Genomic DNA, 18,247 nt, shown 5'->3' with positions numbered 1-18,247 from the left:
GGGGACTGGTGGGTCAGGAGGTGGGCGACGGATCCGGCAGGCCGGCGACGACCGCGGCGAACGCCTCGTCGACGAAGTCGCGCAGTGGCCGGCCGTCGGTGTCGGCGGCCCAGCGCAGCATCGCGGTGCGGAAGGCGGCGCCGGCCACCGCGGTGACCAGCGCCGGGTGGCCGTGATCGGGATCGACACCGAGGCGGGCGGCGATCGCCTGGATCATGGCCCGCTCGGTCTCGATGTTGCCGGCCATCAGGCGGGGCAGCAGCGCGGGATTCTGGGCGATGACCGCCAGGCGCAGCCGCCACAGCTCCCGCTCGGACTCCATCGTGTCGATCGCCTCGTCGAGGGCGATCCGGACGGCCCGCAGCGCCGGCACGTGCGGCGCGGCGGCGACCAGCCGGGCCACGACGCGGTCGCGGTCGACCGCCAGGTCGGCGATGAGCGCGTCGTCCTTGCAGGTGAAGTAGTTGAAGAAGGTACGCGAGGAGACGTCCGCCGCTTCGCTGATCTCCTCCACCGTTACGTGCTCCAGGCCGCGTTCGGCGACCAGCCGCAGCGCGGCGGCGGTCAGCGCTGCCCGCGTCAGCCGCTTCTTGCGGTCCCGACGCCCGGTGGCGGCCTGTTCGGTTACGGTCACTCCGGCGACGCTACGAGGAAACTTGCGGAGCCTGCAAGTTTTTATTCTGTGAAGTGATGTTCCCGACCGGCGCCAGCGCGCTTGAGATCGGAGCGAGACGTGGGCAGTCCGGATTCGCCAGGGTCTGAGGTGATCGCCATCTCGTACGTGATCGGGCTCCGGGCCCCCACCAACCGCGTGCCGCCATCGACCGGGATCGTCGGCCGCCGACGGGTCGTCGTCCCGTGACCGCCGTCGACGTCGACGTGCTCGTGGTCGGGGCGGGGCCCACCGGGCTGGCCATGGCGGCGCAGCTCGCCGCCCTCGGCGTGCGGGTCCGCGTGGTCGACCGCGCGGTCGACCGGGCCCACGAGTCGCGGGCGCTGGCGATTCAACCGCGCACCCTGGAGGTCCTCGCCGGCCTAGGGGTGACGGACGAGTTGCGGGCCGCCGGCAACCCCGCGGTACGGCTGTGCCTGCACGTCCACCGCCGGGTGCGGACGGTGCGGCTGTTCGACCTGGGCCTGGGGGACACGGCGTACCCCTATCTGCTGTTCCTGTCCCAGGCGGAGACCGAACGCATGCTGGGTGAGCACCTGGCGGCCGCGGGGCTCGGCGTCGAGCGGGGCGTCGAGCTGGTGGGGATGAACCAGCCCGGGGACGACGTGGCGGCGACCCTGCGGCACGCCGACGGTCGCGAGGAACCGGTGTCGGCACGGTACGTGGTGGGCTGCGACGGCGCGCACAGCACCGTGCGCCACCTCGCCGGGATCGGATTCGAGGGCGGCGCGTACCCGCAGACGTTCGTCCTGGCCGACCTGGAGGCCGACGGCGTCACCGGCGGCGCGGCGCACGCGTTCGTGTCCGGACAGGGGACGTTGTTCCTCTTCCCACTGCGGCACCCGGCCAGTTGGCGACTCCTGGTGATGCGTCCACCCGCCGACGCGCCCCCGCCCGAGTCGCCGGTCACCCTCGAGGAGGTACAGGCGCTCGCCGACACCTACACCGGCGCGACGGTGCGGCTGCACGCCCCGGTCTGGATGACCAACTTCCGGTTGCACCACCGGGCCGCCACCCGCTACCGCGCCGGGCGGGTGTTCCTGGCCGGGGACGCGGCGCACATCCACAGCCCGGCCGGCGCGCAGGGCATGAACACCGGCATCCAGGACGCGGTCAACCTCGGTTGGAAACTCGCCCACGCACTGCACGGCGGCGCCGATCCGACCCTGCTGGACACCTACCAGGCCGAGCGGGCGCCGGTTGGCCGGATGGTGCTGCGCTTCACCGACCGGGCGTTCACCGCGGCCACCTCCACCAACCCGGTCGTCCGCTTCGTCCGCGGCCGCGTCGCCCCCGCGCTGATCCCCGCGGTGCTCGCCCCCCGGTTCGTGCGGGCCACCGCCTTCCGCACGGTGTCGCAGCTGGGCATCGGCTACCGGCGGAGCCCGCTGTCGACCGACGGCCCTCGCCCGCCGCGCAAGGGCCCCCGGGCCGGTGACCGGCTGCCCGACGCGCCGGTCTCCGGCGCCGACGGGGGCACGCTCCACCGGCTCACGGCGGCGCCCGGGTGGCACCTGCTGCTCTGCGGGCCACCGGCCGCCTGGTCGACGGGCGCGACGGCCGGACTGGCGCAGCGGTACCCGGGCCGGCTCACCGTGCACCGGCTGACCGAATCCGACAGCACGGGGGGAGCGGTCCCCGCCGCTCGCGCGCTGCGCCGGCTCGGCCTCGCCCCCGGCGCCAGCGCTGCGTACCTGGTCCGCCCCGACGGCCACGTCGGCTACCGGTCGGGCGGCACGGACCTGGCGGGGTTGACGGCCTACCTGGACCGCTGGCTTCCCTCGTGACGCCGCGGCGATCCCGCTGCCCGCTCGACGGCCCGGCGCAGCCGTCCGAGCGGCGTCCACCCCACTACGGACGCGGACCCGCCCCGGCTAGCAGCTCCGCCAGCTGGCCCAGGTCATCGAGGCGAAGGTCGCCGTCCAGCCCCTTCAGCGCGGCGGTCATCGCGCCGGCGGCCCGCCCGGCCCGCAGGCCGACGTTGGCATCCTCCACGACCAGGCAACGCGCCGGCGGCACGTCGAGCAGCTCGGCGGCGCGCAGGTAGCCCTGCGGGTCCGGCTTGCCCACCGTGACGTCCTCCACGGTGACCAGCACCGGCGCGTCGATCCCCGCCGCGCCGAGCCGGGCCTTCGCCAGCCGGCTGTCGGCGCTGGTCACCACCGCCCACGGCAGCCCGAGCCTCGCCAGCGTCTCCAGCAGCGTCGGCGCACCACGGGTGGCGGTCACGTCGGACAGGTCGTCGTACTGCAACGCCAGCTGCCAGTCCGCTGCCGCGGCCACCGCGGCGCCGTCCAGGCCCGGCAGCAGTCGACGCACCGTGCGGTCGGCAGGACTGCCGTGCGCGATCGCCAGCACCGCCTCCGGGTCGACGCCGTACTCGGCCGCCCACACCCGCCACGCCCGCTCCACCGCGGCGTCGGAGTCCACCAGAGTGCCGTCCATGTCCAACAGCACCGCACCGACCGACGACACGTCCATGGTCACCTCCCGTAATATACTCGCACGACGAGGATAAGGTGGTGAGGCCCGCTCATGGCAAGTCCTTCCCGACACCGCGCCGAGGCGGCGCGCTGGCTCACCGCGTCGCAGGTGCTGGCCACGCTGCACCGGCGTCCCGGCATCACCCGTGCCGCCATGGCCGCCGAGCTGCAGCTGACCAGCGGTTTCGCCACCGAGATCACCGCCCGGCTGCGCGACCTGCGCCTGCTCACCGAGACACCCGCGCCGGCACGGGGGCGGGGCCGGCCCACGACCGTCCTGCGACCGCATCCCGAGGGGCCGGTGGTACTCGCCGTCGACCTGCGGCAGGAGGACTGGCGACACGCCGTCGCGACCATCGACGGGCAGCTGCACGAGGTGCGGCGCCGCTCCCACCGCACCCGCGAGCCGGCCACCGTGCTGGCCGCCGTACGGCACGACGTCGAGGCGACCCGGAAGCGGTACGGCGCGCGCCTGCGCGCGGTATCGCTGGCGGTCGCCGGCACCATCCATGACGGCCACCTCGTACAGGCCGCCACCCTCGGCTGGCGCTCGGTCGACCTCACCACCATCACCGCCGGCACGGACCTGCCGCTGCTGCTCGGCAACGACGCCACCCTCGCCGGCGTCGCCGAGGCCCGCACCGGCGCCGCCGTCGCGGCCGGCACCGCCCTGCACCTGATCGTCGGGGTCGGCATCGGCGGCACGCTCACCATCGCCGGGGTGCCGGTCACGGGCGCGCACGGCGCCGCCGGCGAGTACGGCCACCTGCCCTTCGGCGACCGGGAACAGCGTTGCCCCTGTGGCGCCCGCGGCTGCTGGGACCTCGACGTCGACGGCCGTGGCCTGGCCCGCCACCTCGGCGAGCCCCCACCCGCCGACCCGCGGCGCTACGCCGGGCAGGTCCTCGACCGTTCCGCTGTGGACCCGCGCGCCCGGCAGGCGGTCCGGGCCGTCGCGACCTCCCTCGGCAGCGGCATCGCGGGTCTGGCCAACATCCACGACCCCGACCTGATCACGCTCGGCGGACTCGGCCCCGCCCTACGGCACGCCGCCGCCGACGCCTTCGACACCGCCTACACCGACGGTCTGATGACCCTGCACCGCGCCCGCCCACCGTCCGTCGTGGACGCCGCGCACGGGGACGAGGGTTCGCTGCGCGGCGCCGCCATCGTCGGGCTGGACCACATCACCGGTCAGCGCGCCCTCGCCGAGTGGGTGCGCACCCGCGAGACGCGACCCGGGGACGTGGCCCCAGCGGTTTCCGGCTGATCCCCGAGTACCACCACACTCTCCCGGCCTCGTTGAAAAGCCGATCCACCAGGCGTATGACGGAGTGGCCGGCCACGGCGGTCGATTTCGTGTCGTACGGCTGCCGTTCAATCGGCCCTGCACGCGGTCGGCCGGTTCCGCAGGTCCTCAACGCGGTGACGGCGCCGCACAGCGGCCCCGATGGTCAGGCCCGCGGGGTGCGACGGCAGGCGCTGTCCGGAATGGGCGAGAGAAGGGTTGAGATCATGAGTAGACGCACCACCGGCCCGGCCGTCGAGGCCGAGGGCCTGACCAAAACGTTCGGGGAGACCCGGGCGCTCAACGGCATCGATCTCCAGGTCCCCGCCGGTACGGTCTACGGCCTGCTTGGCCCGAACGGCGCCGGCAAGACCACGGCGGTACGGGTGCTGGCGACGCTGCTGCGTCCCGATGGCGGCACGGCGAGGGTCTTCGGTCACGACGTGGTCGCCGACGCCGACGCGGTCCGCGCCCTGGTCAGCCTGACCGGCCAGTACGCCTCGGTGGACGAGGACCTGACCGGCACGGAGAACCTCGTACTGCTCGGTCGCCTGCTGGGCCTGAAGAAGCCGGCGGCCCGCGACCGTGCCGAGAGCCTGCTCGCCGCGTTCGGCCTGACCGAGGCGGGCGACCGCCAGGTGAAGAAGTACTCGGGCGGCATGCGGCGGCGCATCGACATCGCGGCGAGCATCCTGAACACTCCCGACCTGCTGTTCCTGGACGAGCCGACGACCGGGCTGGACCCCCGCAGCCGCAACCAGGTCTGGGAGATCATCCGGGCCGTCGTGGCGCACGGCACGACGGTGCTGCTGACCACCCAGTACCTGGACGAGGCGGACCATCTCGCCGGCCGGATCGCGGTGATCGACCACGGTCGGGTGATCGCGGAGGGTACCCCGGGTGAGCTGAAGTCGTCAGTCGGATCCGGCACCGTCCACCTGCGGCTGCGCGACCCGGGGCAGCGGCCCGAGGCCGAGAAGGTGCTGCAGGCGGCGCTGGGCGTTCCGGTCCAGCTCGACGCCGACCCGGTCGCGATGACGGCCCGGGTCGGTGAGGGCGGCAGCGACCTCGACGCGAGCCGGCACGCCGCCCGCGCCCTCGGTGACCTGGCCAGCGCCGGCATCGTCGTGGACGACTTCTCCGTCGGCCAGCCGAGCCTGGACGAGGTCTTCCTGGCCCTGACCGACCATCCCGCCGCCACGGTGGACGAGCAGGACAACGAGCTGGAGGCAGCGCGATGAGCGAGACCGCCACCACCACGACCGGGCCCGCCCCGGCCGTCTACGTACCGTCCGCCGATGCCCTGGGAACCGTGCTCGCGCCGGGCGCGCGACCGCCCCGGCCGACGGCGCTGTCAGCGTCCCTCACCTTCGGCTGGCGCGCCATGTTGAAGATCAAGCACGTGCCGGAGCAACTGTTCGACGTGACGGCGTTCCCGATCATCATGGTGTTGATGTTCACCTACCTGTTCGGCGGCGCCCTCGCCGACAGCCCGCGGGACTACCTGCAGTTCTTCCTGCCCGGGATCATGGTGACCAGCGTCGTGATGATCACCATGTACACCGGCGTCGGCCTCAACACCGACATCGAGAAGGGCGTCTTCGACCGCTTCCGTACGCTGCCGGTCTGGCGGCCGGCCGCGCTGGTCGGCATGATCTTCGGCGACGTGCTGCGCTACGTCCTGGCAGCCCTGGTCATCCTCGGTGTGGGGCTGGCGCTGGGGTTCCGGCCCGGCGGCGGGTTGCTCGGGGTGCTGGCCGGGATCGGCCTGCTGGTGGTCTTCTCGTTCGCGTTCTCCTGGGTGTGGACGTTCTTCGGCCTGATCCTGCGCAGCGAGAAGTCCGTGATGGGAGTCAGCATGATGGTGCTGTTCCCGCTGACGTTCCTGAGCAACGTTTTCGTCGAGCCGGCCACGATGCCCGGCTGGCTTCAGGCGTTCGTCAAGGTCAACCCGGTCACGCAGCTGGTGGCCTCGGTGCGTGCGGCGATGTCCGGGTCCTCCGACGCGTCGAGCATGATGTGGACGCTGCTGTGGAGCGCCGGGTTCGTCGTGGTCTTCGGCACCCTGACGATGTACCGGTACAACCGCCGCTGATCCTGACGCGACGACCGATCGCGGGCCGAAGCCGCCGGTGAAGGTTTTTTTCATGCCTCGTGATTAGCAGGAAGGCTATTGACAGCGGCCGTTGCCCGGGGCGAGGGTGGGCGTGCAGTGGCCCCCGCCCACCTGGAGGTTCGATGCGCCCCATCGCCGTGCCACGCAGACGTGTCCTGCTGGCTGCCGCCGTCGCCGCAGCCACCGCCCTGCTCACCACCGGGCCGGTCGCCGCCGATCCGCTCCCCGCGGGGACCTCCGCGGCCGACGACCGGCAGCAGCAGTACGCCGCCGCTGCCGCCGAGTACGGCGTGCCGGAGAGCGTCCTGCTCGCCGTGTCGTACCTGGAGTCCCGTTGGGACACCCACGCCGGGCAGCCGAGCACCAGCGGCGGCTACGGACCGATGCACCTGACCGACGCCGCGCAGGTCGCGTCGACCCCCGCCAGCGGTCACGTCGACGAGAACGAGGACCCCCGGGGCGACGAGTCCCGCCCGCTGGCCGTCGACCCGGCGCTGGGGGCCGCGCCCAGCGGGGACACCCTGCCGCAGGCCTCCCTGCAGACGCTCGACGCGGCGGCGGCCCTCACCGGCGTACCCGAGGAGGCGCTGCGCACCGACGCCGCCGCCAACATCCGTGGTGGCGCGGCGCTGCTGGCGTCGTACCAGCAGGAGCTCGGCGGGCCCGACGGTGCCGGCAGCGACCCGGCGGCCTGGTACGGCGCGGTGGCCCGGTACTCCGGCGCGGACACCGAGGACGCGGCGGCGGCCTTCGCCGCCGAGGTGTACGACCAGCTCGGCCTCGGCGCGAGCCGGACGACCGACGACGGCCACCGGGTGACCCTCGCCGCCCGGGCGGTGACGCCGGACGAGTCCGGGCTGCACCGGCTCGGGCTGCGCCGCGCCGAGCGGCCGGACGGCCTGGAGTGCCCGGTCCGCCTCGCCTGCGAGTGGATCCCCGCCCCCTACGAAAAGTACGGCCCGAACCCGGGCGACTACGGCAACCACGACCTCGCTGACCGGCCGGCCCAGCAGAAGATCGAGTACATCATCATCCACGACACCGAGGGCTACTTCGGCCCGAGCGTGAAGCTGGTCCAGACGAAGACCTACCTGGGCTGGCACTACACGCTGCGTTCGGTGGACGGCTACGTCGCCCAGCACATCAAGGCGAAGAACGTCGGCTGGCAGGCGGGCAACTGGTACGTCAACGCCAAGTCCATCGGCATCGAGCACGAGGGCTTCGCCGGCCACGGCACCTGGTACACCGAGGCGATGTACCGGACCTCGGCGAAGCTGGTCCGGCACCTGGCGCTGCGGTTCCAGATTCCGCTGGACCGCCAGCACATCCTCGGCCACGACAACGTCCCCGGCACGGTGGCCGGGAACGTGGCCGGCATGCACTGGGACCCGGGCCCCTACTGGGACTGGTCGCACTACTTCGACCTGATGAAGGCGCCGTTCCAGTCGACCGGCACCCCGCACACCGGCCTGGTCACCATAGACCCGGACTTCGCCACCAACCGCCCGGCGTTCTACGGCTGCAACCAGCAGCCGCCGGGCGTCCCGGATCCGCCGCCGCCGGCCGAGCCCTGCCCGCTGCGCGGCTCGTCCTCGGTCATCCTGCACAGCGCCCCCAGCCTGGACGCCCCGCTGGTCAACGACCGTGGGCTGCGCCCGAACGGCACGCCGGACACCATGTACATCAAGGACCACGGTGCCCGCGCCTCGGCCGGCCAGACGTACGCCCTCGCCGGCGTCCAGGGCGACTGGACCGCCATCTGGTACCTCGGGCAGAAGGCCTGGTTCCTCAACCCGTCGTCGGCGCCGACGGCCAAGTGGGCGCAGGGGTTCGTGGTGACCCCGAAGCCGGGTAAGGCCACCATCCCGGTGTACGGGCGGGCCTACCCCGAGCAGGCCGCCTACCCGTCCACCATCCCGTACCAGCCGATCTCGCCGTTGCAGTACACCTTCGCGGCGGGCCAGCGGTACGCCCTCGGCGGGGTCCTGCCGGGCGAGTACTACCGCGCCGTCTCCTTCGACGGCTCGGCGCCGGGCGACCGGACGGTGGTCCGCGGCGCGAACCGGTACGTGCAGATCCAGTTCGGCCACCGGGTGATGTACGCGAACCTGGACGACGTCCTCGTCCTGCCCGCCGCGGTGGGCGCGTCCGGGTAGCCGTTCCCGGCGCACTCGTAATGCATAGGTCGACGGTTCGATTCCGTCAGGCGGCTCGGTCCAGAAGCCCAGGTCATCGGCCTGGGCTTCGCCGTTTTCCGAGGTCGATCACGTTGCGCGGGTCGGTGTTGTCTTCCTGAATCAAGTTCCGCTCTGCGAGCCGACGGAGATCCGCGATGACCCCGCTCTCGATATGAGCGCCGCACCTTCCGAGTTCTAGATCGACAGTCCGCGTATCCCACCGCCCGCCACCGTCACGGACGACCTCCAAGGCCAGGCGGGTTGGGATGACGTTCATCTGCATCACCTTAGGCTGGGCAAGCTCCGAGGCGCCGTGGGCCATCCACGGGCCAGTAACCGTGGCGCGCAGCGGTCATGAGCGGGCACGAGGGGCAAGCACCTCCGCCGCCGGCCCGCAGGCGTTTCGGGCATCACGGCCTGTTGAGCACGCTCTTCCAAACTGGCGGTACCTACACTGCGGGGTGGATCAGGAAGCGGTTGTGGTCAGGCTCAGCCACGATGAGGGGCTGGTGCTGTTCGAGTGGTTGTCCCGCACCGATGAACTGACCAACGACTTCGGCGACCTAATCGAGGACCAGGCCGAGCAGCGAGCGTTGTGGAATCTCACCAGTCTTCTGGGGCGGCGGTCGGTGATGGTGGCCGGACGGTGGTCCGGTTGCTGCCCGTGGAGCCGGAACCGTTGTGGGTTGTGGGCTTGGATGAGACCCGCCGGAGCCGGTCTGGCGCACTCACTCAACAAGCCGATCCTCAATGAAACGCATCCGCTTCAGGATTTTCCCTTCCTTACTTTTATCGTAAACATCGTATTCTTTCTGCGGTTGGGTATCTGACCAAGTGATCGATGCAATGAGGTCGCTTCTATGATGTTCCAGTCGATCGGTATTCATGTAACTTTCATCAGGCTGCCAGTTTCTTGGCAAATCGCTACTTTCCCTGTAGAAAGACAGATCAACGAATTTGTCCTTGCTTTCGACTGGATGATTCTTGACGTATCCTTCAGCTAAATCCTTCAAATCTATCAGATCTTCTGGTGGATTCAGAATCATATAATGCTTCCTGAGCGTCAACACTTCTTCGCCCTTCTTGCCGACAATCTCTTCCGTATTTGCGATTTCGAAAACCTTTGTTTCCCCGCTTGACTCCCCGTTCTCTGTGCATCCAATCAAGGATAATGGGATGAAGAATACGCTCATAACCAGCCCTAGCAGCTTCGAATTGACTTCCATCACTTAATCCTCCTTCGAATAAAATATCCGGATTCCCCCTTGAAGTCGGAATCTACTGCGGCAGCCTTCGGCGCGAGTACTTCCGCCAGGAGTTCCGATTCGCGGTCGCGGTACAGGATGCGCGGCTCGCCGAACGGAGCAGCCGCTGACCACCGCCAGAAGGTAGGCGTTGGCGACAGCAACAGGGGTCGCCTCGCCCCGGTCCGCTTCTACCGTCTTGACGGCGTGCCTAGCCAACGGGACCGCGAGGCAGCCCGCGAGAACGGGGGCGAAAGCCGCTGCGGCGCGGAGTCGCCATGAACGCGCGGAGTCGCCATGAACGTGGGGGGAGGGGCAGCGCGATCATGAGCGGAGACTACCTACCGGATCATAGTCGCCACAGAGCAGCGGGCAGTGGTCGACGGACAGCGGGGAGTGGTGTGAGGTGTCGAGAGGTGTTTCCGCTGCTGGTCCGCCACGTGCCTAGGCCGGCGGGACGGGCAGTTTGATCTTCGCGATCAAGGCCGTTACCCGCGTACAGGTGGGTAACGGCCTTGATCTGGTGCGGTGTCCGGACCGACCTACCCGAGCTGCGGGACAGGTGCTCCGGTGCTGGCGAAGCCGAGCCGGGCGACCGCCGCCGTGACGAGTTCGTCCGGCGGCAGCGAGACGTCGAGGACCACGCCGGACTCGTCCGGGCGCAGCGGCTCCAGGATCGCCGTCTGGGAGTCCAGCAGGCTCGCCGGCATGTAGTGCCCGGCGCGCCGGGACATCCGGTCCCGGATCACCTGCGCCGGCCCGTCCAGGTGGACGAAGTCCAGGTCCGGCGGCCCCTGCCGCAGCAGGTCCCGGTAGGACCGCTTCAGCGCGGAGCAGGCCAGCACCGTCGACACTCCTTCGGCGTGGCGGGCGGCCATCCACGCGGCGAGGTCGCGTAGCCAGGGCCAGCGGGCCGCGTCGTCCAGCGGTACGCCCGAGCGCATCCGCGCCACGTTGGCCTCGGAGTGGAACTCGTCCGCCTCGGCGAACGTCAGCCCGGTCAGCTCGCTGATTCCCCTGGCCACGGTCGTCTTGCCGGCACCGGACACGCCCATCACGACGACGTGCCGGGTCGGCCGCGGGTTGCCGTGGGTGCGACGCCCGTCACCAGTCATGGACGGTGCCGTCCTTGAGCCGGTTGAACGGCAGGTACGCCGCCGTGTACGGGAACCGTGCGGCGGCCTGCTCGTCGAGCTCCACGCCGAGACCCGGCTGCTCCCCGGGGTGGAGGTAGCCGTCGGCGAAGGTGAACGACTGCCGGAACACCTCGTTGGTCAGGGGCCCGTGCTGCATGTACTCCTGGATGCCGAAGTTGTGGATGGCGAGGTCGAGGTGGAGCGCGGCCGCCATGCCGACCGGTGAGATGTCCGTCGGACCGTGGATACCGGACTTGATCTGGTACTGCGCGGCGAAGTCGAGGAGCTTGCGCATGGCCGTGATGCCCCCAGTGTGGGTGACGGCGGACCGTACGTAGTCGATGAGCTGTTCCCGGATGAGCGTCTGGTAGTCCCAGACCGTGTTGAAGACCTCGCCGATGGCCAGCGGCGTGGTGGTGTGCTGGCGGACCAGCCGCAGCGCCTCCTGGTTCTCCGCCGGGGTGCAGTCCTCCAGCCAGAACAGGTCGTACGGTTCGAGGTCCTTGCCGAGCCGGGCGGCCTGGATCGGGGTCATCCGGTGATGGCCGTCGTGCAGCAGCGGCAGTTCGGGGCCGAACTCGTTGCGTACCGCCTCGAAGACGCCGGGGAGGTGGCGCAGGTAGGCCCGGGTGTCCCAGTCCTCCTCGGCCGGCAGCGGGGTGCGCTGCGCCGGTTCGTAGTCGTACCGCTTGCCGTCGGGGCCGGGCTGCGCGGCGACCCCGTAGACGGCGTTGATCCCCGGCACGGAGGTCTGCACCCGGATCGACCGGTAGCCGAGCTCTAGGTGGTTGCGGATCGAGTCGAACAGCTCGGGGATGTCCCGCCCGGAGGCGTGCCCGTAGGCCATGACGCCGGTCCGCGACGCGCCGCCGAGCAACTGGTAGAGGGGCATTCCGGCGGCCTTCGCCTTGATGTCCCAGAGGGCGACGTCGACGGCCGCGATCGCCGCCATGGTCACCGGTCCGCGCCGCCAGTACGCCGAGCGGTACAGGAACTGCCAGGTGTCCTCGATGCGGTGCGGGTCCCGCCCGATGAGCAGCGGGACGACGTGGTCGGCCAGGTACGAGGCGACCGCCAGTTCCCGCCCGTTGAGGGTGCCGTCGCCCAGGCCGGTGAGCCCGTCGTCTGTGGTGATCTTCAGGGTGACGAAGTTGCGGTCGGGGCTGGTGACGATGACGTCCGCTGCGACAATCTTCACGGGGTGCCTTTCTCAGGTGGTGCTCAGCGAAGGGTGTTTCCGGTCTCGTGGCCGTCGAGAAGGGACAGTTCGTCGCGGCGGGGCAGCCCCTCCCAGTCGCCGTGACCGGCGACCGCGAAGGCGCCGAGGGTCACCGCGCGGCGCAGGCGGCCGGCCAGGTCGAGTCCGTCGAGGTGCCCGGAGAGGTAGCCGGCGGTGAACGCGTCGCCCGCGCCGACGGTGTCCACCGCGGTCACGCGCACCGCCGCGACCTGCCGCACGCCGTCGCGGGTGTACGCCCGGGCGCCGTCGGCGCCCAGCTTGACCAGTACGGTCTCCACGCCGCGCGCCAGCAGGCCCGCCACGGCCGTGGACTCGTCCGACCCCGGTTCGCCGACGAGGTCCAGTTCGTCGGCGGAGGCGATGACGACCGACGCGTGGGCGGCCAGCGGGGCCAGCACGGCGCGGGCGGCTTCCCGTGTCCAGAGCCGGCTCCGGTGGTTGACGTCGAGGCTGACGAGCATCCCGGACCGGGAGCCGGTCTCGGCCGCCCACCGGGTGGCCTCGCGGGCGCTGTCGGACAGTGCCGGGGTGATCCCGGTCAGGTGCAGCACCCGGGCGCCCTCGCCGATCGGCCTGCGCAGGTCTGCCACGCGCAAGGCCGATCCGGCCGAGCCCGCCCGGTGGTACCGCACCCGGGTCAGGTCGGCGGTGCGCCGTTCCAGGAACAGCAGACCGGCGGGCCGGTCGGCATCCCTGGTCACGTCGTCCACGCCGACGCCCTCGGCGCGCAACTGCCGCAGCACGTACTCGCCCAGCTCGTCGTCGCTGACCCGGCCCACCCAGGCGACCCGGTGCCCGAGCCGGGCCAGACCGATCGCGACGTTGGACTCCGCCCCGGCCAGGTGCATGGTCAGCGCGCCCCCGGCGGCCAGCGGGCCGGGCGCCCGCAGCGACACCAGCGCCTCGCCGAAGGTGAGCAGATCGACCGCGGTCATGAGGCCGGCGGGCGGGCAGCCGCCGCCAGGTAGGCCCGCGCCCGGTGGCGCAGCCCGTCGAGGTCACCGCCGGAGGCGGCGTCCCCGACCAGGGGGCCGCCGAGGCCGACGGCGATCGCCCCGGCGCTCAGATAGGCGGGCAGCTCGGCCAGGCCCACCCCGCCGACCGCGACGAACGCGATGTCCGGGAACGGGTCGCGCAGCGCCTTCAGGTACGCCGGGCCGCCGAGGGACGCCGGGAAGAGCTTCACGGCGGACGCCCCCATCCGCACGGCCGTGTACGCCTCGGTCGGGGTGAGCGCCCCGGCGGCGACCGGGAGTCCGCGGCGGACCGCCTCGGGGATGGACTCGACGACGGCCGGGGTGACGACGAACTGCGCGCCGGCGGCGATCACGTCGGCGACGTCGCCGGCGGTCAGCACCGTCCCCGCGCCGACCAGGGCCTCGGCGGGCGCGGCCGAGCGGATGGCCTCGATGGCGTGCAGTGCGCCGGGCGTCGTGAGGGCCACCTCGACGACGCGTACGCCCTCTTCCAGCAGCGCGATGCCGGTGGCGACCGCGGCGGCGGTGTCGGTGCCGCGGATGACCGCCAGGATGCGGGCCGCGGCGAGTTCGGTGGTCAGGTCGAGGGTCATGGTCACCATTCCGCGTAGGAGCCGTCGCGGTGCCGCCACATGGGGCTGCGCCAGGCGTGGCCGCGCTTGTCGGCCGCGCGTACCGCCCGCTCGTCGATCTCGATGCCCAGCCCCGGCGCGGTGAGCCGCTCGACGTGCCCGTCGACGAAGGTCAGCGGCGTCTTGTCCAGGCAGTAGTCGAGCACCTCGGCGCCGAGGTTGTAGTGGATGCCGATGCTCTGTTCCTGGATCAGGTAGTTGGGCGTGGCGAAGCCGACCTGCAGGCAGGCCGCCAGGGCGATCGGCCCGAGCGGGCAGTGCGGGGCGAGCTGCACGTCGTACACCTCGGCGAGCGCGGCGATCTTGCGTACCTCGGTGATGCCGCCGGCGTGCGAGAGGTCCGGTTGGGCGACCGCGATGCCGGCCTGGAGGACGGGCAGGAACTCCTGCCGGCTGTAGAGCCGCTCGCCGGTCGACACCGGGGTGGTGGTGGACCGGACGAAGTCGCCGATGAGGTGGGAGTTCTCCGGCACGACCGGCTCCTCGAGGAACAGCGGCCGGTACGGCTCCAGCAGCGGTGCGAGGCGGCGGGCGTTGGCGAGGGTGAACCGGCCGTGGAAGTCGACGGCGACGTCGCGCTCGTCGCCGAGCACCTCGCGGGCGGCAGCCACCCGCTGGACCACCCCGTCGAGTTCGGCGACCGACGCGATCGGGCTCATCCGCCCGGAGGCGTTCATCTTGACGGCGGTCAGGCCCGCCGCCACCTGCGCGGCGATGTGGTCGCGGACCTCGTTCGGCTCGTCGCCGCCGACCCAGCCGTAGACCCGGATCCGGTCCCGGACGGGCCCACCGAGCAGTTGGTGCACCGGTGCCCCGTACCGCTTGCCGGCGATGTCCCAGAGTGCCTGGTCGAGGCCGGCCACGGCGCTGGCCAGGATCGGGCCGCCCCGGTAGAACGAGCCCTTGGTCATGACCTGCCAGTGGTCCTCGATCCGCAGCGCGTCCCGGCCGATCAGGAGTTCACCGAGCTGCTCGACGGCGGTCCGGACGGTTTCGGAGCGCCCCTCGCAGGTCGCCTCGCCCCAGCCGACGATCCCGGATTCGGTCTCGACGCGGACGAAGAGCCAGCGGGGGGCGACGAGGAACGTCTCGATGCGGGCGATTGTCGTCATGGTGTCCTCAGCCCTTCGTCGCGCCGGCGGTGAGCCCGGAGACGACGTACTTCTGCACGAACAGGGCGATCAGCATGATCGGCAGGGTGACGACGGTGGCCGCCGCCATCAAGCCGCCCCAGTCGATGCTGGCGTAGCCGACGAAGTCGAAGATCGCGACGGGCAGGGTCTTGGTGTCGGCGCCGGAGAGCACCAGGGCGAACATGAAGTTGTTCCAGGAGAAGATGAAGGACAGGATGCCGGCGGTGGCCACGCCCGGCACCGAGAGCGGCAGCGTGATCCGGCGGAACGCGCCGATGTGGGTCAGCCCGTCCACGAGCGCCGCCTCCTCGAGTTCGAGGGGGAGGCCGTCGAAGTAGCCCATCATGATGTAGACCACCAGCGGCAGCGACACGAACATGTGGCTGAGGATGAGCACGCCGAACCCGCCGACCATCTGCAGGTTGGAGAAGACGTAGTACCAGGGCACCAGCAGCGAGACGCCGGGGATGACCCGCGCCATGAGCACCACCAGCGCCGACTTGCGCATGTTGAAGCGGCTCATCGAGTAGGCCGCCGGCACGCCGAGCAGCAGGGAGAGCGCGGTGGCCGCGAAGGCCACCCAGAGGCTGTTGCCGATGAACTGGACGTAGTTCGCCTGCTTCAGGACGTTGGCGTAGTTGTCCACGGTGGGCGAGAAGACGACCGCCTTGCCCGTGTCGTAGATGTCGACGTTGGTCTTGAACGACGCGGCGATCATCCAGAACAGCGGTGCGAGCAGCGCGATCACCACGACGGCGAGCGCCACGAAGCGGAAGATCCGGTAGGCGGAGCGGGCCTTCATCGCTGCGCCTCCTTCCTGCGGGACGTCAGGGCCCACATCGACCCGATGATGATCAGGAAGAAGATGATGAGGACCGTCGATGAAATGCCGTACTCGTTGTAGTCGAAGCTCAGGCCGTAGGCGTACACGTTGAGCGTCTCGACCTCGTGGAACGAGCCGCCGCCGCGGCCCTTGGTGGCGTAGAGGATGTCGAAGGTCTTCAGCGCGTCGATGCCGCGCAGCAGGATCGCGACGATCACGGTGGGCATCACCAGCGGCAGGGTGACGTGCCGGAACCGCTGCCAGCTGCTGGCGCCGTCGATGCGCGCCGCTTCCTGGGGCTCGTCGGAGAGGGAGGTCAGGCCGGCGAGCAGGATCAGCACGACCATCGGCGTCCACTGCCAGACGTCGATGAAGATCGTCGTGGGCAGCGCCGAGTGCTGGCCGGCGAGCCACGGCTGGGGTCCGATGCCGATCCAGCCGAGCGCCTGGTTGGCCAGACCGATGTTCGGGTCGAAGATGAGCCGCCACATCATGCCGACCGCGACCGGGGTGGCGACCAGCGGCATCAGGATGGCGACCCGGACCCACTTCTGGCCCCGGAACGGCCGCCACAGCAGCAGTGCGACGGCCATGCCGAGGACGACCTCGAACAGCAGCGCGACGACGGTGAACGCGGCGGTCCGTCCGACGGCGGGCCAGAACCGGTCGGTGTCCGAGAGCACCTCGACGTAGTTCTGGAAGCCCACGAACTCCGACTCGGCCCGCACTGAACCCTCGGCGTCGGTCAGGCTCAGATACCCGGTCCAGGCCAGCGGGAAGACGATCAGCGCGGCGACGAACACCATGGCGGGCGCCGCGAAGAGCCACTTGCGATGGTCATTGGCCCAGCGGGCCCAGCCGGGCGTGTCGGGCGTGGCGGAGGCGTCGTGGGGTCTGGTGCGGGTGGTGACTGTTGCCATGAGATCTCCGGGGTGGGCGGGCCGGACGGGGGAGTGGGGTGGCGGAGCCGGAGGGCGCCGCCACCCCGCGCTCGGCTTACTTGGCCTCGTCGTCCAGGAACTTCTGGAACGCCGTGTTGGCGGTCTCGGCCGCGGCCGCCGCGTCCTTGCCGGCGATGGCGTCGACGATCGGCTGGCCGACGATCTCCCGGGCCTGGGCGACCTTGTTGACCAGCGGGCGGTCGTGACCGACGCCGTCCTTGGTGCTGGCCGCGATGGCCTCGACGAGGTCCTTCGGGTAGGACGCGGTGCCCTCCGGGTTGGCCCAGACCGAGGTACGCGCGCTCGGCACGCCGGCCTTCTGCTGCGCGAGCGTCTGCTCCTTGCCGGTCGCCCACTCGACGAACTTCCAGGCGTTGCTCTGGTTCTTCGAGCCGTCGTTGACGCCCAGCGCCCAGGAGGGGATGTTGTAGGGCTTCGAACCGGCCGGGCCGGCCGGGAACGGCGCGAAGCCGACGGTGTCGGCGACCTTCGACTTGGTCGGGTCGGTGGCGTTCTTGTAGAGCGAGTTGGCCTCGGTGTAGAAGGCGGCCTTGCCCTGGGTGAAGATGGCCATCGCCTCCGGCCAGCTCATGTCGGTGCTGACGTTCGCCGGGCCCTGGTCCTTGATGAGCCCGCCGTAGTACGCGTACGCCTGCTTGGCCTGCTCGGTGTTGACGGTGGCCTTGCCGCTGCTGTCGACGAAGTCACCGCCGAAGCTGTAGAGGAAGCTGGAGAACTGGGTGACCGCCGGCGACTTGCCGGTACGGGCGACGAAGCCGGCGACGCTCGGATCGGCCGCCTTGATCTTCGTGGCCGCCGCCTTGAGCTCGTCGAGCGTCTTCGGCGGGGCGGTCAGGCCGGCCTTGGCCAGCAGGTCCTTGCGGTAGTACAGGACCTCCTGCTCGGTGATGATCGGAACCCCGACCGCCTTGCCCTCGTACGAGGTGGCCTGCACCGGGCCGGCCTGGAAGTCGCTGAAGTCCCAGTCCTTGTTGGACTTCACCTCGTCGGACAGGTCGGCGAGGTACTTGTTCTTGGCGAACAGCTTCCCCTCCTGCAGGGGGCGGTACATCATCACGTCGATGTCGCCGGAGCCGGCGTTCAGCTTGACGTTGTACTGGTCGGAGAGCTGGTCCTCGCCGAGCTGGGTGAGCTCGACCTTGAGCCCGGTCTGCTTCTCGAACTCGGGCAGGGCCTTCTTGATGTTCTCCGTCCACACGTGGTTGGCCAGGGTCACGCGGACGGTCTTGGAGGCGCCGCTGTCCTCACCGCCACCGCCGCACGCGCTGAGGCCCATGGCGGCAACCACGGCCAGCGAAGTTCCGATTATCGATCGACGCCGCACGTCCATCTCTCCTTCTGTCGTGGCCGCCGCCCGGGGGAG

17 protein-coding genes are annotated in these 18,247 nt (G+C 70.9%); 5 read left to right on the top strand and 12 right to left on the bottom strand.

Annotated features, from left to right (window positions below; genetic code table 11):
- Positions 1-13: 13 nt before the first annotated feature.
- Positions 14-634, bottom strand: coding sequence for an acyl-CoA-like ligand-binding transcription factor (locus tag ACTWM8_RS16665; protein WP_446209830.1), 621 nt, complete (start codon positions 632-634; stop codon positions 14-16).
- Between the two features lie 224 nt (positions 635-858).
- On the opposite strand from ACTWM8_RS16665, the gene ACTWM8_RS16660 reads away from it, so the two are divergent.
- The gene (locus ACTWM8_RS16660; RefSeq protein WP_446209829.1) at positions 859-2,460 is read left to right on the top strand and encodes an FAD-dependent monooxygenase; all 1,602 of its coding nucleotides are present in this window, start codon (positions 859-861) and stop codon (positions 2,458-2,460) included.
- A 64-nt stretch (positions 2,461-2,524) separates the two neighbouring features.
- On the opposite strand, the gene ACTWM8_RS16655 is transcribed toward ACTWM8_RS16660, so the two are convergent.
- Positions 2,525-3,154 (bottom strand): HAD-IA family hydrolase, encoded by a 630-nt coding sequence (locus ACTWM8_RS16655; protein ID WP_446214576.1) that lies wholly within the window; start codon positions 3,152-3,154, stop codon positions 2,525-2,527.
- 54 nt (positions 3,155-3,208) lie between these two features.
- Between ACTWM8_RS16655 and ACTWM8_RS16650 the strand changes: the two genes are divergently transcribed.
- The 4 genes from ACTWM8_RS16650 (at position 3,209) to ACTWM8_RS16635 (ending at position 8,716) form a co-directional block, all read left to right on the top strand.
- Entirely contained in the window at positions 3,209-4,426 is a 1,218-nt protein-coding gene (locus ACTWM8_RS16650; RefSeq protein ID WP_446209828.1) for an ROK family transcriptional regulator, read from the top strand.
- Positions 4,427-4,671: 245 nt separating this feature from the next.
- Positions 4,672-5,685: an ATP-binding cassette domain-containing protein gene (locus ACTWM8_RS16645; protein WP_446209827.1), complete on the top strand. Its 1,014-nt coding sequence runs from the start codon at positions 4,672-4,674 to the stop codon at positions 5,683-5,685.
- The gene (locus ACTWM8_RS16640; RefSeq protein WP_446209826.1) at positions 5,682-6,539 is read left to right on the top strand and encodes an ABC transporter permease; all 858 of its coding nucleotides are present in this window, start codon (positions 5,682-5,684) and stop codon (positions 6,537-6,539) included. Before ACTWM8_RS16645 ends, ACTWM8_RS16640 begins: the two co-directional genes overlap by 4 nt.
- 143 nt (positions 6,540-6,682) lie before the next feature.
- Positions 6,683-8,716 (top strand): N-acetylmuramoyl-L-alanine amidase, encoded by a 2,034-nt coding sequence (locus ACTWM8_RS16635; RefSeq protein ID WP_446209825.1) that lies wholly within the window; start codon positions 6,683-6,685, stop codon positions 8,714-8,716.
- 73 nt (positions 8,717-8,789) lie between these two features.
- On the opposite strand, the gene ACTWM8_RS16630 is transcribed toward ACTWM8_RS16635, so the two are convergent.
- The 10 genes from ACTWM8_RS16630 to ACTWM8_RS16585 form a co-directional block, all read right to left on the bottom strand.
- Positions 8,790-9,020, bottom strand: a complete 231-nt coding sequence (locus ACTWM8_RS16630) for a hypothetical protein (protein ID WP_446209824.1) — start codon at positions 9,018-9,020, stop codon at positions 8,790-8,792.
- A gap of 445 nt (positions 9,021-9,465) precedes the next feature.
- Positions 9,466-9,966: a hypothetical protein gene (locus ACTWM8_RS16625; RefSeq protein ID WP_446209823.1), complete on the bottom strand. Its 501-nt coding sequence runs from the start codon at positions 9,964-9,966 to the stop codon at positions 9,466-9,468.
- Between the two features lie 557 nt (positions 9,967-10,523).
- Positions 10,524-11,096, bottom strand: a complete 573-nt coding sequence (locus ACTWM8_RS16620) for a gluconokinase (RefSeq protein WP_377607032.1) — start codon at positions 11,094-11,096, stop codon at positions 10,524-10,526.
- A complete protein-coding gene (gene manD, locus ACTWM8_RS16615; RefSeq protein ID WP_154936669.1) occupies positions 11,086-12,315 on the bottom strand; it encodes a D-mannonate dehydratase ManD in 1,230 nt (409 codons plus the stop codon). Before manD ends, ACTWM8_RS16620 begins: the two co-directional genes overlap by 11 nt.
- A 23-nt stretch (positions 12,316-12,338) precedes the next feature.
- On the bottom strand, positions 12,339-13,292 hold the full coding sequence (locus ACTWM8_RS16610) for a sugar kinase (RefSeq protein ID WP_446209822.1): 954 nt from the start codon (positions 13,290-13,292) through the stop codon (positions 12,339-12,341).
- Positions 13,289-13,927, bottom strand: a complete 639-nt coding sequence (locus tag ACTWM8_RS16605; RefSeq protein WP_446209821.1) for a bifunctional 4-hydroxy-2-oxoglutarate aldolase/2-dehydro-3-deoxy-phosphogluconate aldolase — start codon at positions 13,925-13,927, stop codon at positions 13,289-13,291. The genes ACTWM8_RS16610 and ACTWM8_RS16605 overlap by 4 nt, the downstream gene beginning before the upstream one ends.
- Positions 13,928-13,929: 2 nt before the next feature.
- On the bottom strand, positions 13,930-15,078 hold the full coding sequence (gene dgoD / locus ACTWM8_RS16600; RefSeq protein WP_446209820.1) for a galactonate dehydratase: 1,149 nt from the start codon (positions 15,076-15,078) through the stop codon (positions 13,930-13,932).
- A gap of 7 nt (positions 15,079-15,085) precedes the next feature.
- Positions 15,086-15,901 (bottom strand): carbohydrate ABC transporter permease, encoded by an 816-nt coding sequence (locus tag ACTWM8_RS16595; RefSeq protein ID WP_088961909.1) that lies wholly within the window; start codon positions 15,899-15,901, stop codon positions 15,086-15,088.
- Positions 15,898-16,842 (bottom strand): carbohydrate ABC transporter permease, encoded by a 945-nt coding sequence (locus ACTWM8_RS16590; RefSeq protein ID WP_446209819.1) that lies wholly within the window; start codon positions 16,840-16,842, stop codon positions 15,898-15,900. Before ACTWM8_RS16590 ends, ACTWM8_RS16595 begins: the two co-directional genes overlap by 4 nt.
- 76 nt (positions 16,843-16,918) lie before the next feature.
- Positions 16,919-18,160, bottom strand: coding sequence for an ABC transporter substrate-binding protein (locus ACTWM8_RS16585; protein WP_446209818.1), 1,242 nt, complete (start codon positions 18,158-18,160; stop codon positions 16,919-16,921).
- Positions 18,161-18,247: the final 87 nt, after the last annotated feature.

It is taken from the genome of Micromonospora sp. IBSANI012 (assembly GCF_052814045.1).
Note: the sequence above shows the minus strand (reverse complement) of the source record. Positions and strands in the feature narration are given on the sequence as shown.

Bases quoted from the DNA above. Each gene is read 5' to 3' on its own strand.
- ACTWM8_RS16655 (WP_446214576.1), bottom strand. From the start codon at position 3,154: ATGGACGTGTCGTCGGTCGGTGCGGTGCTGTTGGACATGGACGGCACT.
- ACTWM8_RS16650 (WP_446209828.1), top strand. From the start codon at position 3,209: ATGGCAAGTCCTTCCCGACACCGCGCCGAGGCGGCGCGCTGGCTCACC.
- ACTWM8_RS16645 (WP_446209827.1), top strand. From the start codon at position 4,672: ATGAGTAGACGCACCACCGGCCCGGCCGTCGAGGCCGAGGGCCTGACC.
- ACTWM8_RS16640 (WP_446209826.1), top strand. From the start codon at position 5,682: ATGAGCGAGACCGCCACCACCACGACCGGGCCCGCCCCGGCCGTCTAC.
- ACTWM8_RS16635 (WP_446209825.1), top strand. From the start codon at position 6,683: ATGCGCCCCATCGCCGTGCCACGCAGACGTGTCCTGCTGGCTGCCGCC.
- ACTWM8_RS16630 (WP_446209824.1), bottom strand. From the start codon at position 9,020: ATGCAGATGAACGTCATCCCAACCCGCCTGGCCTTGGAGGTCGTCCGT.
- ACTWM8_RS16620 (WP_377607032.1), bottom strand. From the start codon at position 11,096: ATGACTGGTGACGGGCGTCGCACCCACGGCAACCCGCGGCCGACCCGG.
- ACTWM8_RS16610 (WP_446209822.1), bottom strand. From the start codon at position 13,292: ATGACCGCGGTCGATCTGCTCACCTTCGGCGAGGCGCTGGTGTCGCTG.
- ACTWM8_RS16605 (WP_446209821.1), bottom strand. From the start codon at position 13,927: ATGACCCTCGACCTGACCACCGAACTCGCCGCGGCCCGCATCCTGGCG.
- dgoD (WP_446209820.1), bottom strand. From the start codon at position 15,078: ATGACGACAATCGCCCGCATCGAGACGTTCCTCGTCGCCCCCCGCTGG.
- ACTWM8_RS16595 (WP_088961909.1), bottom strand. From the start codon at position 15,901: ATGAAGGCCCGCTCCGCCTACCGGATCTTCCGCTTCGTGGCGCTCGCC.
- ACTWM8_RS16590 (WP_446209819.1), bottom strand. From the start codon at position 16,842: ATGGCAACAGTCACCACCCGCACCAGACCCCACGACGCCTCCGCCACG.
- ACTWM8_RS16585 (WP_446209818.1), bottom strand. From the start codon at position 18,160: ATGGGCCTCAGCGCGTGCGGCGGTGGCGGTGAGGACAGCGGCGCCTCC.